Here is a 14,569-nt window from a genome sequence, read left to right as displayed (position 1 = left end):
ACCGCCAATTTCCACCTCAAACCCATAAACAGAATTCCCAGAGAATTAAACCTCAGCGTACCTCAGCGTTACCTCAGCGCCCCTCTGCGTTTAAAAACATTACGCCATCAATACCTGCAACAGATGAAAATCACGCAACTTACTATTACCCTACTCAGCCTTTATATTACTGCTGTTTCGGGAATAAAAGCAGCAGAAGCCGCATCCTTTACAGTAATTGCCGAAGGTTTAAATAATCCAGGTGGACTCAGCTTTACCCCCGACGGTAAACTATATATAACAGAAGGTGGAACAGGAGGAAATGGCGCTTGCGTTCCACCAGCAAGCGGTGAAGGCGACTCCTTGTGCTATGGTAATACGGGAGTAGTCAGCGTCATTGAAAACGGTGAAATCAAGCCCGTACTCACAGGATTACCTTCCTTAGCATTACCAGATGGCAAAAGAGCTGCTGGTCCCCGTGATATTCAATTTGATGCTACAGGTAAGCCTTATGTGTTGCTGGGGTATGGGACTAATCCTACCTATCGCGCTCTTTTGGGTGAAACTGGACTAGGAACAATCATCGCTCCTGATTTTGATACCAATTCGTGGACGAGTATTGCAGATATATCGAACCATGAACTCGTGAACAATCCTGATGGCGATGACTTGAATAGCAATCCCTTAAAAATTTTAATAGATGATCATCAACTGGTGACGGTTGATTCTGCTGCCAACAGCTTATTAAGTGCTAATACTGTGGGGTCTGATTTGCAAGTAACGGCCATATTTCCCCGACAGACATTAACCAATCCAGTCTTCCCACCTTCCCTTTCCCCATCGAACGAACCCGAACAAGTAGCATCTCAAACCGAAGCACCACCATTAGACTTGACTACGCAATCAGTCCCGTCAGGTGTTGCCAAAGGACCAGACGGAGCCTACTATATAAGTGAATATACAGGTTTTCCGTTTCCAGAAGATGGCGCAAAAATCTATCGAGTTGGTGATAATGGTATTCCCACAATCTATGCAGATGGTTTTACCCAACTTATAGACTTGGAATTTGATCAACATGGCAATTTGTACGCTTTGCAGTATGCCAATGAGTCAGCCTGGAAAGGTAATCTAGATGGTTCTTTGATCAAAATAGCTCCCAATGGCGATCGCACCACGATTCTCAGTGGTAATGGATTAGAATCGCCTGTTGCCTTGACAATTGGTCGAGATGGTGATATATACATTGCCAACCGAGGCGATCGCCCCGGAGAAGGACAAATTATCCGTATTAAAAATATCCAGTCTGTTCCTGAACCTAATTCTGCATTAGGTGTATTAACTCTCGGCGCTTTGGGCGTTGTTCAGTTGCGAAAGAATAGCAGCCTCAAACCCCTTCAAAAATAAAGCCTGAGCGCTCAGATAAAAAGTTTTCAATTAATACCAGTGTTTACCCTAAATACCACTAGGGCAAGAGATTCCTTGTCATAAAAATTTCTACAAATTACCAACTATCAATTTCTAAAACTATGAAACTCAAGTCATTGACTCTGACTTTTTTGACTCTTTGTATTGCCACTGTAGCTACTACCAAAGCAGCATCAGCCGCCACTCTATCAGTAATCGCCGATGGTCTGAATAATCCCCGAAATTTTGACTTTGCTCCTGATGGTAGTATTTATTTAACAGAGAGTGGTTCCGGGGGCGATGGCAAAGACGGAAGTTGTGTACCATCACCTAGCGCCCAATATATACCTTTATGTTCTGGTGATACTGCTTCCCTGCTCAAAATTACTCCAGACGGGAAAACAGAAACCGTCATCCCGAATCTCCCATCTTTAGCATTAACCCCTTCTGGGGAACAAGCGGCAGGTCCTGCGGACTTTAAATTTGATTCCCAAGGCAACGCGTATCTTTTATACGGCTATGCTGGGAATCCCAACACACGAGAAGATCCATTAAACGCCCCCTTACTCGGACAATTATATCAAGTAGACTTAGAAACTAATTCACTCACAAGTCTTGCCGATTTTGCAGACTATGAACTCCAAAATAATCCTGATGGCAGTGATGTGATTAGCAACCCTTATGCCATGGCAATTCAGGATGATACAGCTTACGTTGTTGATGGGGGCGGAAATACAATATATTCTGTGGGACTTGATGGCAGTGGTATTAAGAACGTAGCCAAATTCCCAGAGAAACTCATATCAGCAGATCAACTAGAATTCCCAACTCTTCCAGAGGGGATAGTAGATCCAACCGGAGGGGCGGAATTACCCCCAGGTTTTACAAGTGCATCCAATGGTCTTCCAGTATCAAACCAATCTGTACCCACAGGGATTGCGATCGCACCTGATGGGAGTTTAACAGTCAGCGAATTTACTTATTTTCCCTATCCAGAAGGTGAAGCCCGCATCCATAAAGTTAACCCTGATGATTTATCAATAGAAACCCTTGCTGATGGTTTCACACAACTGACAGGCGTGGCATACGACCCTGAAGGCAATTTGTATGCATTGCAACACCTTGATCAGTCAGAATGGAAAGCCATTGAACAGGGCGGTAATATCATCGGTGATGTTGGTGGTTCTGTGATCAAAATAGCTCCTAATGGCGATCGCACAACCATCTGGAGTGGAGATGGACTAGAGCTAGCTTCAGGCTTAACGTTTGGTCCAGATGGCAATTTATATACCTCAAATAATTCCAGACTCTCAGGAACAGGACAACTGATCAAAATTGATCTGAGCGCCCAGAAAGTTCCCGAACCCACCACTGTACTAGGTCTCATCGCCGCAGCAGCATTCAGCACAACTTCTCTAGCAAAGCGCAAACTTAGTCATTAGTCATTGGTCATTGGTCATTGGTCATTGGTCATTGGTCATTGGTCATTAGTCATTGGTCATTAGTCATTGGTCATTGGTCATTAGTCATTAGTCATTGGTCATTAGTCATTGGTCATTGGTCATTAGTCATTAGTCATTGGGAAGTTACCCTCTTCTCCCCCCTGCACCCTGCACCCTGCACCCTGCCCCCCTGCACCCTGCACCCCTGCCTCTTCCCCCCCACACACCCCAAAGTCCCCAGGAGCTTATTTTAGATGACATTAGTTAAACAATTCTCAATCGCACTTGCTAGCGCTGGATTGATGACATTAGCAGCAGTCAGTACAGCCGAAGCCTTAAGTTTAAAATACGAAACGAGCATTGGTAGACCAGCCACCTTTACCGATGGTGATTATCCAGGTGTTCCCGGAGTAATAACTGTTCCCCAAGGCATAGGAGTACAAGACTCTACTGGGAACATCTTCGTCAGTAATGGTCGAGGTATTGACCGTGTTGATGTCTTCGATAGCGAAGGCAACTATATTAAAGGCATTGGTAGCACAGGTTCAGGGTCTGGAGAGTTCGACGAACCAGCCGACCTTAGATTTAACCCCATCACCGGAGATATGCACGTAGGTGATGTTTTCAACAGCCGAATTAACGTATTCGATGCCGAGGGTAACTATAAAACATCCTATGCTTCCTTTAGTGGACCAGTAGAAGATAGATTCTTCTTTGGCCCTGGAGGAATGGACTTTGATGCAGCTGGTAACTTATATGTGAGTGACTTTAGCGCTGACATTATCAAAGTATATAATCCAGAAGGCGAACAAATTAGAACTATTGGCAGTCCTGGCAGTGAACCCGGTCAATTTTTGGGGCCAGGAGGTTTAATTATCTCCGACACAACTGGCAGAATTTATATTAACGACCAGTACAACGGACGCATTCAGGTTCTTGACCCAAATGGTGAGTTTCTCTTTGAGTTTGGCTCTACTGGCTCAGAACCCGGACAATTTATAGAGCCAATCGGCATTGATGTGGACGAATACGAGAATATTTATGTCGCAGATTCTCAAAATAGCCGCGTTCAAGTATTCGATAAAGACGGTAATTTCTTAACTACCTTTGGTGAACCAACCCGTGATTCATCTGGTGAAGTTGTACCACCACCCACACCTATTGCTTTAGGCGGAACAACTCCTTATGGCGACCCCATCGACCTCGAACCAGGTAAATTTAACTGGACTGCTGGCTTACACTACAACGATGGCAAAGTCTATGTCGGCGATTTCTTCCAAGGTCGTATTCAAGTCTTATCAGTAGAACGAGCTGCTAAAGTACCTGAACCTGCTTCAATCTTAGGTCTGGGACTATTCGGTATTGGGGCTAGTGTTGTGCAGTTGCGGAAAAATAGGCAGAAAAAAAGATTCCTCAGTTTAGAGAAATAACTGGAAATCACTTCTGTTTAATTCCCAAGAATCATCTTTCCCTGATTTGAAAGGACGGGGCTTGCTCCCCCAGCTTCTTCGGTCAGGGCAAGAATAAAATTTATTCAAATTGTAATTATGTCTGCTGTAGTTTATTTGAAGCAAACCAGTATTACTAGCTTATTACGTCACTGGGTTTCATTAGCAGTTACTCCAGAAGCTCTGACCTGGCTAGATAACAAAAGAGAGCAGATTAAAGGCGGTGAGCTTGGGCGCGAGTTTTTTACGGCGTTCAGTGCCGTATCCCGTTATACAGGCAAACAGCAGCTAAAGCTTAACGCAAAAGATTTAAAAGCCGCCGCAGTTATGCAAGTCGGTTGGTGTCCCGGTCATTGGAGCGTAGATCAAGCCGCGCGCACATTATTAGTATTGGCTCTCCCGCAAGATGATCGAGAAAAATATTTACACGCCCTAGAGCAAGTATTTACAACTGCTGACGGAGGAGAATTAGTAGCTCTGTATCAAGCTTTACCTTTGCTACCTTATCCAGAACAATTGCAAAAACGGGCGGCTGAGGGAGTTCGCAGTAATATGATTGCAGTTTTTGATGCGATCGCCTTACAAAATCCCTACCCAGCCCAGTATTTTAACACTCCGGCATGGAATCAAATGGTGCTGAAAGCCTTATTTATCGGCAGGCCTCTACATTTAATTCAGGGTCTGGATCTTCGTGCTAACCGCGACCTCGCAAAAATGTTAATTAACTACGCCCACGAACGCCAAAGCGCTAACCGTCCAGTCCCCGCCGAACTTTGGCAATTAGTCAATAATTCGTAATTGAGGAACAGAGTCACTAATTTACTCAAATTTATCAGTATTAACACTAAGGAAATTAGGAAATTATGTTTATTGACCCTCACATTCACATGAGTTCGCGCACAACCGACGATTATCAAAGAATGCGCGAATCAGGTATAGTCGCAGTCATTGAACCAGCATTCTGGTTAGGACAACCCCGGACAAACATTGGTTCATTCCAGGACTATTTCAGCAGCTTAGTTGGTTGGGAGAGATTCCGGGCGGCTCAGTTTGGCATCAAGCATTACTGCACAATGGGGTTAAACTCCAAAGAAGCCAATAACGAAGCCCTAGCAGAACAAGTCATGGAACTATTGCCCCTGTATGCTTGTAAAGAAGGTGTAGTGGCGATCGGTGAAATTGGCTACGATGACATGACCCCAGCCGAAGATAAATACTTTCGCCTCCAGCTAGAACTAGCCAAAGAACTAGATATGTTGGTGATGATTCATACACCCCACCGCGACAAAAAAGCTGGTACAAGTCGCAGCATGGATGTTTGTCTTGAACATGGTTTAGAACCATCGCGGGTAATTGTAGACCATAACAATGAAGAAACCGTTGAAGAAGTCTTAGAACGGGGCTTTTGGGCAGCATTCACAATTTACCCCCACACAAAAATGGGGAATGCCCGCATGGTAGAAATTGTCCGTCATTATGGGTGCGATCGCATCATCGTAGACAGTAGTGCAGATTGGGGAGTCAGTGATCCTCTAGCAGTACCCAAGACCGCCCAATTGATGCTAGAAAGGGGAATTTCCGCCGCCGATGTCAGAGCAGTCTGTTATCAAAATGCCCTTACAGCTTACAGCCAAAGTGGACAAATCAAAGAATCCCATTGGCTAAACCCCCAACCCATAGACCAAAGACAGATGTTCAATGATAACTCCGTACTACGCGGACAAGAACCACTAATAGAAACCAGCCGTGAATACGCACTAATAGAGTAAAAAAGCATCAGAGTACGCCCAACTTCCTTCCTTCTTCCTTTGCGACTTTGCGTACTTTGTGGTTCGTTCCTCTTAAATAAAAAATGATGTTGCTGATTTTAAATATGGATTTGTATCACGCAGAGGCGCAGAGGCGCAGAGAATGAGAGTTTGAGATAAACGGATATTGAACCTCACTCTATTCGGGTTTTAACCCACTCCCCACTCCCCAGCTATATAAAAATGAACACCGCAATATTAAAACCCCATCGCCTGTGGGCATATTTACAATTAATGCGCCCAGCCAACATTGTCACCGCCTGGGCAGATATCCTAGCAGGCTTTGCAGCTTCCGAGTATATTGTCATCACCAATCAAGCTACCGCCTGGGAGATGAATCTTATCCCCCTAGCATGGTTGCTACTCGCCACCACCGGCTTATATGGCGGAGGTATCGTATTTAATGATGTATTTGATACAGAACTAGACACTCAAGAACGACCAGAACGGCCTATTCCCAGTGGTAGGGCATCTCGTAGGGGAGCAACCTTACTAGGAAGTTGGCTTTTGAGTATAGGTATAGTAGCAGCTTCTCAAGTCTCTTGGTTGAGCGCCATTCTAGCCCTTGGCATCGCTGTAGCCGCCTTATTTTATGATGCTTTCGGGAAACATCATCCCATTTTTGGCCCTGTCAATATGGGGATTTGTCGTGGAGGTAACTTATTATTAGGCGTGAGTGTCTTACCAACAATGGTAGGAGAATATTGGTTTTTAGCCTTGATTCCCATAGTTTACATTGCGGCTATCACTCTCCTGAGTCGAGGTGAAGTACATGGAGCCAAGCTGAGTACTGGGGTAGTAGCACTATCACTGATTGTCATAGTCATCTCAGGACTTTTAGGGCTGGGACTGTTCACAAACTATCAACTCTTAACAGCATCACCATTTCTGATATTTTTCACAATTCAAGTTTTGCTACCGTTTATCAAAGCTTTACGCGAACCAACCCCAGAAAAGATCCGCTTCGCAGTTAAGGCTGGTATACTATCACTAATAATTTTAGATACGACTATTGCTGGGGGTTTTGCGGGTTTGTCATCTGGGTTAGTAGTGTTGAGCCTGCTGCCGATTTCTCTGAAACTGGCACACGTCTTTGCAGTGACTTAAATCTGAATACTCAGAATCCTGATTCCTGTATAATAATTATCTCAACAAAGCCGACCTGATTAGAGTGACTCCCAAACATTAACATCTTATGTACATTTTGATTTATTCTTACAACTATTATCCAGAGCCAATTGGCATTGCGCCTTTAATGACTGAATTAGCCGAAGGGCTGGTAGAGCAAGGTCATAAAGTACGGGTAATTACAGGAATGCCCAATTATCCCCAGCGCCAAATTTACGATGGATATCAAGGTAAATGGTACTTAACCGAACAAAAAAACGGTGTCACGATTCAGCGAAGTTACCTACGAATTAAGTCCAAACCTAACCTTCTTGATCGGTTATTGCTAGAGTTGAGCTTTGTCTTCACGAGTTTGCCACAAGCCCTGAAAGGGCCGCAACCAGACGTGATTCTGTTAACAGTTCCACCGCTACTGGTTTCTTTACCAGCCGCCTTACTCGGTTGGCTATACAATTGCCCAGTAGTCCTGAATGTCCAAGATATTCTTCCAGAAGCTGCTATACGCATCGGGCTGCTGAAAAACAAGTGGATGATCCGAGTGCTAACATTCCTAGAAAAATTTGCCTATCGGAATGCACACACTATTAGCGTCATTAGTGAAGGGTTTAGAGAGAATTTAGTTAATAAGGGAGTCCCTACTCAAAAAATAGTTTGCATTCCCAATTGGGTAAACATAAATTTCATCCGCCCTTTAGCAAAGAAAAATAACTCTTGGAGAACAGAACATCAACTAGGTGGTAAATTTATCGTACTTTATTCAGGCAACATTGCCCTGACACAAGGACTAGAAACAGTAGTAGAAACAGCAGTTCGCTTGCGTCATATTCAAGAAATTGTCTTTGTGATTGTCGGCGAATCTAAAGCATTACAAAGATTGCAGAAACATTGTCACAGTTGTGGTGCAGATAATGTATTATTACTACCCTTGCAACCCAGAGAAAAACTCCCGCAAATGTTGGCAGCAGCTAATGTAGGGTTAATTGTGCAGAAGCGCAACGTGATTTCATTTAATATGCCTTCAAAAATACCATTGCTATTGGCCAGTGGTAGACCCATAGTCGGTTCAGTCCCCAAAACTGGCACTGCGGCTCAAGCAATTCAACTCAGTGGTGGTGGTATAGTGGTAGATCCAGAATCACCTGATGCTTTGGCAGATGCAGTGCAAAAATTATATGAAAATCCGACACTAGCAGCGCAGCTAGGTGAAAAAGGGAGAAACTTTGCCGTAGACAACTATTCCTTTGAACAAGCCCTGCAAGGCTACGAAGACCTATTTTGTCATGTAACATCACAAAGAGAATCAACTTTAAAAGTCATCCCCAAATTGAGTTCTAAAAAATCACTTTTGGGAAATTGATATCAAAACCAGATGATTACTCACCATCAAACTTTTATTAGTAGGTTGGGTTAAACGAAATGATCCCAGATAAGCTTCAAAAAAGCAACCAAATACTCAAGCCTGAGTCTACATTAGTAAATCATCCCCAAAGCCAAAACATTACCATTATCGGTGGACTTGGCCGGATGGGAAAATTATTTAGAGAGCAACTTTCATCTGTCGGTAACAATGTTAGTGTTCTCGAACATGAGGATTGGATGTATGCAGATAAACTACTAAGTCAGGCAGAATTAGTCTTAGTTAGTGTTCCCATTGAACGGACTGTTGAGGTTATTAAGCGTGCATCTCAATACCTGTCCCCAAATACAGCATTGTGCGATATTACGAGTATCAAAACCCAGTCTACTCAAGCAATGCTGGAACACCATTCAGGCCCCGTAATGGGACTACATCCTATGTTTGGTCCTAATATTAAATCGTTCTTGGGACAAAAAGTAGTAGTATGTCCAGGTAGAAACGATGATTCATTTCAATGGTTATTAAACTTAATTAAAAATCAGGGTGGAGAACTTATAACTTGCACTCCTGAAGAACATGACCAAATGATGGTAATTGTTCAAGCAACGCAGCATTTTTCTAGATTTAGTCTTGGTGTTTTCTTAACAGAAGCTGAAATCGACATAGAACGTAGTTTATCTATGTCAACACCTAGCTATCGTCAAGAAATTGAAATTCTCCAGCGTTTGTTTGCCCAAAACCCGAATTTATGTGTTGATATCATCCTCGCTACAGAAGAGCGATGTCAAGCAATTAACTCTTTAGCTAATACCTACAGCCGCTTGGCAATGCTGGTGGCAAAAAAAGACCGCGCTGCATTAATTCAAGAATTTGAAAATGCTCAAGAATTTCTGGGGGCAAAAAATAACTATTTGGTTGAGTCTTTAAATGGTTTTCCTGAAAAAGAGAATTAAAGAGATTTTAGTCCACAGATAAACACAGATAAACACCGATAATTTATTTATGCTGTAAACATGAGATTCACTGCATAAAAATTTCGGCATGGCTGAATTGGGGTATGAAGCTTCAAATCTCAATCTTCTCAACTCTTACTCTGGTGCGCCTGGTGCGCCTGGTGCGTGCCAAAACTAATATCTTCAATTAGCAAAACCTAATTCTAATTAACCAAATTTATGCTGATTGACATCTTTCATGATACTGTTTGTCCCTGGTGTCGAATCGGAAAAAAGCATCTTTTTGATGCACTGGCACAATGGGAAGAAGAAGCGGTAAATATTCGCTGGCATCCTTTTTTACTAGATAATACTATTCCTTCAGAGGGATATGAATTTCGTAGCTTCATGCAAAAAAGAAAAGGAATTAGTTCAGCACAACTTCAGCAAATATTTGATTATACGCGACAAGCAGGTGAGGTGGCTGGAGTGCAGCTAAATTTTGACAAAATCCGTTTGGCTGTTAATACTCAACTTGCTCACAAACTGATTGCACTCGCACCTGTAAAAATCAGAAACGACATCGTAGAAGCAATTTATCAAGCTTACTTTGAAAATGGGTTGAATATCGGTGATATTGAAGTCCTAGTTGCTATTGGGAAAAATCACCAAATGGATGAAAACAACTTGCGACTAAAATTGACTGCTAATCATGCTGTTGACGCAGTTATGGCTGAATCCACATTTGCTCGGTTAAATGGCATTCATAGCGTGCCGTTTTTCATCTTCAATAACCAAGTCAGAGTAGATGGTTCTCAGTCAGTTAATGTATTTCTGGAAGCTCTAAATCGGGCTAAATTTATAGAAGTCTTAACAAAACAATGGTAATACATTTTCCCCAAAAAACCGTATCTGATCGGCAATCAATAAATCAAAGTGTCTCAGTTAGCTTCAACTATGAAGTTTACTTCACCAAAAATTTATTTGATTTAAGAAATCCCACCTTAGCCCAAGTAATTACAGCCGATGGAGAAACAAAACCAAAGAAAATAGTCGCAGTTGTAGATGCAGGATTATTACAATTTCAACCCACATTAATTCAGCAATTAGAAACCTACAGCAAATTTTATGCAGAAACATTAAATCTCGCTGTGGAACCGATAATAGTTCCCGGTGGCGAAGTTGCAAAAAATGATCACGGGTTAGTAGAGCAAATTCATCAAATAGTTAATACAGCAGGTTTATGTCGCCACTCCTACTTGTTGGCTATTGGCGGTGGTGCTGTATTGGATTTAGTAGGATATGCAGCCGCTACTGCTCATCGAGGAATTCGCTTAATTCGGATTCCCACAACAGTATTAGCACAAAATGATTCCGGTGTGGGGGTAAAAAACGGCATTAATGCCTTTGGTAAAAAGAATTTTCTCGGCACTTTTGCGCCACCTTATGCAGTGATTAATGACTCTGCTTTCTTAACAACTTTAGATGAGCGTGACTGGCGTTCTGGAATTGCAGAAGCGCTGAAGGTAGCACTGATTAAAGATGCTGATTTCTTTGATTTTATCCACACCCAAAGCAGCGCACTCGTTCATCGAGAAATGGAGAGTATGCAACAGCTAATATATCGTTGCGCTCAATTACACTTAGAACATATTGCTAAGAGTGGTGATGCTTTTGAAATGGGTTCATCTCGTCCCCTAGATTTTGGACATTGGGCGGCTCATAAATTAGAGCATTTAACTAATTATAGTTTACGTCATGGGGAAGCTGTCGCCATTGGTATTGCTTTGGATAGCACTTATTCCTATCTTCTAGGAATGCTGTGTTTGTCAGATTTGCAAAAAATATTAAATACACTTAATGCACTGGGTTTTACTTTGTATGTACCAGAATTAGCCGAACAATTATCACACCCAGAACATCCTGATTGTTTATTTCGTGGTTTGACTGAGTTTCGGGAACATTTGGGTGGAAAGTTGACTTTAACACTGCTGCAAGGTATTGGCAAGGGTGTTGAAGTTCATGAGGTTGATTTGTCTTTATATAAACAAGCAATTTTGCAGTTACAGGTGTTTTTTAAAAGTCAATAATCAAACGCAGATGAACGCAGATAAACGCTGATAAAGATTAGATGTGTGTTATGTTTTTTGTGCTGATTTTTACTCAATTTTCTGGATAAGTAAATGAAGTTAGGTAGTAATAATAATTTTGATTTAACCTATTGTACTAATATTCATTCGGGGGAAGAATGGGATCAGGTTTTTGCTAATTTAAAGCAGTATATTCCACTTCTAAAAGCTAGAGTTGCACCGGGTAAATCCTTTGGTATTGGGTTACGTTTAGCAGCAGTTGCAGCTAGGGAATTGCTGGAAAGAGAAGCTTTAAATGAGTTTCAGTCGTGGTTAACTGAGGAAGGTTTATATGTGTTTACTTTGAATGGTTTTCCCTATGGTAAATTTCATCAAGAAGTAGTGAAAGACCAAGTTTATGCACCAAATTGGACTCAGCCGGAACGGTTGCAATATACGTTACAACTTACAGAGATTTTGGCAGCATTATTACCCAATCATACAGAGGGGAGTATTTCTACACTGCCTTTATCTTACAAGCCTTGGTATGAAGGAAATCAACTTGTTCAAGCATCAGTAATGGATAGTGCTAGTCTCCAGATAGCGGAAGTAGTCGCGCAAATGGTAGATATCCGTAATCAGCAAGGAAAACTGCTGCATCTAGATTTAGAACCAGAACCAGATGGATTAATTGAAAATGCAGATGAAGTTATTAATTATTTTCAGAAGCATTTATTACCTATTGGTAGCACTTATTTGGTAAAGAATTTAGGAATTTCACAAACACTTGCGGAAAATTATTTATTAGATCATGTGCGGATTTGTTACGATACCTGCCATTTTGCAATTGAGTATGAAAATCCCATTGCAGTTTTCCAGAAATTTAAAGCTGCGGGTATTCAGATTGGTAAAATTCAGATTAGTGCAGCTTTACAGGTCAAATTATCAGAAGATAGCGAACAACGTCGCCTAATAGAACAAAGATTAAGTCCTTTCGCTGAATCAACATATTTACATCAAGTAATTGCGCGTCAAAAAAATAACAGACTAATTCACTATCCCGACTTAGAAAACGCTTTACCACACCTAAAAAATACCAACGCTTGCGAGTGGCGAATTCATTTCCACGTACCCATTTTCATCCGGGATTATCATCTATTGCAGTCTACTCAAGACGACATTACCACCGTACTAGAATTACTGCGAGATAACCAGACCTGCACCCATTTAGAAATTGAAACCTACACCTGGGAAGTCCTCCCCCAACCAATAAAACTAAACCTACTCGCATCAATTGAGCGCGAGTACCAATGGGTACAAACCAAACTATTAACCAAACAATTCGTATCTCCCTAATTTGTAATTACAGGGCGGGCATCTTTGCCCTCCCCCACAAGATATCTATTATTAAGATGTGTACTTCATTTACTGGTAAACTCCTGTATTTCTGCTCTCTTGGCGACTTGGCGGTATGCGCTACGCGCACGCTCCGCGAACGTAAAATCTTATGAAAAAAACTGTAATTCTGAACATAGTAGGATTAACACCCAACCTAATAGGTGAGCATACCCCCTTCCTTTCCCATTGGTCAAAACAAGGAAAAATAACACCCATAGACCCCGTATTACCCGCAGTTACCTGTACAGCACAAGCCACCTACCTCACAGGAAAACTACCTAAAGATCATGGAATAGTTGGTAATGGTTGGTACTTCCGAGACGAGTGTGAAGTTAAATTTTGGAGACAATCCAACAAACTCATACAAGGGCCCAAAATTTGGGAAATAGCCAAAGAAATAGATCCTAGCTTTACCTGCGCCAACTTATTTTGGTGGTATAATATGTACTCCTCAGTAGATTATGCCATCACTCCCCGACCGATGTATCCAGCCGATGGGAGAAAAATCCCGGATATATATACGCAACCGGGAGAATTGCGTTTATCAGTGCAAAAACACTTAGGTCAGTTTCCTCTTTTCAACTTCTGGGGACCTAACACATCAATTCGGGCTACCCAATGGATTGCAGAATCAGCCAAGTGGATGGAAAAAGACTGTAACCCCACGCTGACACTGGTTTATCTCCCACATCTTGACTACTGCTTACAAAAATATGGTGCTGATGTCAACAAAATAGCAGAGGATTTACAAGAAATTGATGCAGTTTGTGGCGATTTGATTCAATACTATGAAAATCGTGGCGTTCAAGTTATCGTGTTGTCAGAATATGGGATTACATCAGTCACAAAACCCATCCATTTAAATCGGATGCTGCGAGAAAATGGTTTGCTGAGTGTGCGCGAAGAACTGGGAAGAGAAATTTTAGATGCTGGTGCGAGTAAAGCCTTTGCAGTTGTTGATCATCAAATTGCTCATGTTTATGTTAATGATCCATTTTATATTTCCAAAGTGCGATCGCTTCTAGAAGAAACCCCAGGAATTGCTTATGTATTAGATGAAACTAACAAGTCAGATGCACATCTGAATCATTCTAGATCGGGAGAATTGGTAGCACTAGCTCAACCAGATACGTGGTTTACTTATTATTACTGGCTAGATGACCACCGCGCCCCTGATTTTGCCAGAACAGTAGATATTCATCGTAAACCAGGTTACGACCCTGTAGAACTGTTTCTCGACCCGCAAATTAAATTTCCTAAGTTGAAAATTGCTGGAAAACTGTTAAAGAAACAACTTGGTTTTCGCTACTTGATGGATGTGATTCCTTTAGATGCTAACTTAGTACGTGGATCTCACGGTTGTATTCCACCTTCTCCCAATGAAGGACCTTTATTGATTACTCAACAAACTGACTTGCTTGACTCTTCATCAATAAAAGCCATTGATGTTTGCCAATTAATCCTCAGACACCTCACTGAAAATAGCGACAATTAATTGAAGAACCCCACCCCTAACCCCTCCGGTGCAAGCGAGGAGAGGAATTTGAAGCAACCCAACAAAATCTGGATTGTTGGCGTTGGGTTTCGTTCCTCAACCCAACCTA

13 protein-coding genes are annotated in these 14,569 nt (G+C 42.0%); all 13 read left to right on the top strand.

Annotated elements, in window-relative coordinates; genetic code table 11:
- Positions 1–123: 123 nt before the first annotated feature.
- On the top strand, positions 124–1,383 hold the full coding sequence (locus NSP_RS23120) for a ScyD/ScyE family protein (protein ID WP_006194658.1): 1,260 nt from the start codon (positions 124–126) through the stop codon (positions 1,381–1,383).
- A 122-nt stretch (positions 1,384–1,505) separates the two neighbouring features.
- Entirely contained in the window at positions 1,506–2,825 is a 1,320-nt protein-coding gene (locus NSP_RS23115) for a ScyD/ScyE family protein (RefSeq protein WP_006194657.1), read from the top strand.
- Positions 2,826–2,842: 17 nt separating this feature from the next.
- Positions 2,843–3,079 (top strand): hypothetical protein, encoded by a 237-nt coding sequence (locus tag NSP_RS27130; protein ID WP_071839360.1) that lies wholly within the window; start codon positions 2,843–2,845, stop codon positions 3,077–3,079.
- Positions 3,080–4,255 (top strand): scytonemin biosynthesis PEP-CTERM protein ScyF, encoded by a 1,176-nt coding sequence (gene scyF, locus NSP_RS23110; RefSeq protein WP_006194655.1) that lies wholly within the window; start codon positions 3,080–3,082, stop codon positions 4,253–4,255.
- 117 nt (positions 4,256–4,372) lie between these two features.
- Positions 4,373–5,071: an EboA family metabolite traffic protein gene (locus tag NSP_RS23105; protein WP_006194654.1), complete on the top strand. Its 699-nt coding sequence runs from the start codon at positions 4,373–4,375 to the stop codon at positions 5,069–5,071.
- A gap of 65 nt (positions 5,072–5,136) precedes the next feature.
- Positions 5,137–6,042 carry a TatD family hydrolase gene (locus tag NSP_RS23100; RefSeq protein WP_071839359.1) on the top strand — a complete coding sequence of 302 codons (906 nt, stop codon included), beginning with the start codon at positions 5,137–5,139 and terminating at the stop codon, positions 6,040–6,042.
- A gap of 222 nt (positions 6,043–6,264) precedes the next feature.
- Complete coding sequence (gene eboC / locus NSP_RS23095; RefSeq protein ID WP_006194652.1) at positions 6,265–7,188, top strand: UbiA-like protein EboC; 924 nt, start codon at positions 6,265–6,267, stop codon at positions 7,186–7,188.
- An 88-nt stretch (positions 7,189–7,276) separates the two neighbouring features.
- Entirely contained in the window at positions 7,277–8,566 is a 1,290-nt protein-coding gene (locus tag NSP_RS23090) for a glycosyltransferase family 4 protein (RefSeq protein WP_006194651.1), read from the top strand.
- A gap of 59 nt (positions 8,567–8,625) precedes the next feature.
- Positions 8,626–9,519, top strand: coding sequence for a bifunctional chorismate mutase/prephenate dehydrogenase (gene tyrA, locus NSP_RS23085; RefSeq protein ID WP_006194650.1), 894 nt, complete (start codon positions 8,626–8,628; stop codon positions 9,517–9,519).
- Between the two features lie 219 nt (positions 9,520–9,738).
- Complete coding sequence (locus NSP_RS23080; RefSeq protein WP_006194649.1) at positions 9,739–10,386, top strand: DsbA family oxidoreductase; 648 nt, start codon at positions 9,739–9,741, stop codon at positions 10,384–10,386.
- Entirely contained in the window at positions 10,380–11,588 is a 1,209-nt protein-coding gene (locus NSP_RS23075; RefSeq protein ID WP_006194648.1) for a 3-dehydroquinate synthase, read from the top strand. Before NSP_RS23080 ends, NSP_RS23075 begins: the two co-directional genes overlap by 7 nt.
- A 93-nt stretch (positions 11,589–11,681) precedes the next feature.
- Positions 11,682–12,923 carry a metabolite traffic protein EboE gene (eboE, locus tag NSP_RS23070; protein WP_006194647.1) on the top strand — a complete coding sequence of 414 codons (1,242 nt, stop codon included), beginning with the start codon at positions 11,682–11,684 and terminating at the stop codon, positions 12,921–12,923.
- A gap of 151 nt (positions 12,924–13,074) precedes the next feature.
- Positions 13,075–14,460 carry an alkaline phosphatase family protein gene (locus tag NSP_RS23065; RefSeq protein ID WP_006194646.1) on the top strand — a complete coding sequence of 462 codons (1,386 nt, stop codon included), beginning with the start codon at positions 13,075–13,077 and terminating at the stop codon, positions 14,458–14,460.
- The last annotated feature ends 109 nt before the right edge of the window (positions 14,461–14,569 follow it).

This window comes from Nodularia spumigena CCY9414 (assembly GCF_000340565.2).
GTDB lineage: Bacteria > Cyanobacteriota > Cyanobacteriia > Cyanobacteriales > Nostocaceae > Nodularia > Nodularia spumigena.
Note: the sequence above shows the minus strand (reverse complement) of the source record. Positions and strands in the feature narration are given on the sequence as shown.

Excerpts from the sequence above, each read along its gene's own strand:
- NSP_RS23090 (WP_006194651.1), top strand. The coding sequence starts at position 7,277 with ATGTACATTTTGATTTATTCTTACAACTATTATCCAGAGCCAATTGGC.
- NSP_RS23065 (WP_006194646.1), top strand. The coding sequence starts at position 13,075 with ATGAAAAAAACTGTAATTCTGAACATAGTAGGATTAACACCCAACCTA.
- eboC (WP_006194652.1), top strand. The coding sequence starts at position 6,265 with ATGAACACCGCAATATTAAAACCCCATCGCCTGTGGGCATATTTACAA.
- scyF (WP_006194655.1), top strand. The coding sequence starts at position 3,080 with ATGACATTAGTTAAACAATTCTCAATCGCACTTGCTAGCGCTGGATTG.
- tyrA (WP_006194650.1), top strand. The coding sequence starts at position 8,626 with ATGATCCCAGATAAGCTTCAAAAAAGCAACCAAATACTCAAGCCTGAG.
- eboE (WP_006194647.1), top strand. The coding sequence starts at position 11,682 with ATGAAGTTAGGTAGTAATAATAATTTTGATTTAACCTATTGTACTAAT.
- NSP_RS23080 (WP_006194649.1), top strand. The coding sequence starts at position 9,739 with ATGCTGATTGACATCTTTCATGATACTGTTTGTCCCTGGTGTCGAATC.
- NSP_RS23105 (WP_006194654.1), top strand. The coding sequence starts at position 4,373 with ATGTCTGCTGTAGTTTATTTGAAGCAAACCAGTATTACTAGCTTATTA.
- NSP_RS23075 (WP_006194648.1), top strand. The coding sequence starts at position 10,380 with ATGGTAATACATTTTCCCCAAAAAACCGTATCTGATCGGCAATCAATA.
- NSP_RS23115 (WP_006194657.1), top strand. The coding sequence starts at position 1,506 with ATGAAACTCAAGTCATTGACTCTGACTTTTTTGACTCTTTGTATTGCC.
- NSP_RS23100 (WP_071839359.1), top strand. The coding sequence starts at position 5,137 with ATGTTTATTGACCCTCACATTCACATGAGTTCGCGCACAACCGACGAT.
- NSP_RS23120 (WP_006194658.1), top strand. The coding sequence starts at position 124 with ATGAAAATCACGCAACTTACTATTACCCTACTCAGCCTTTATATTACT.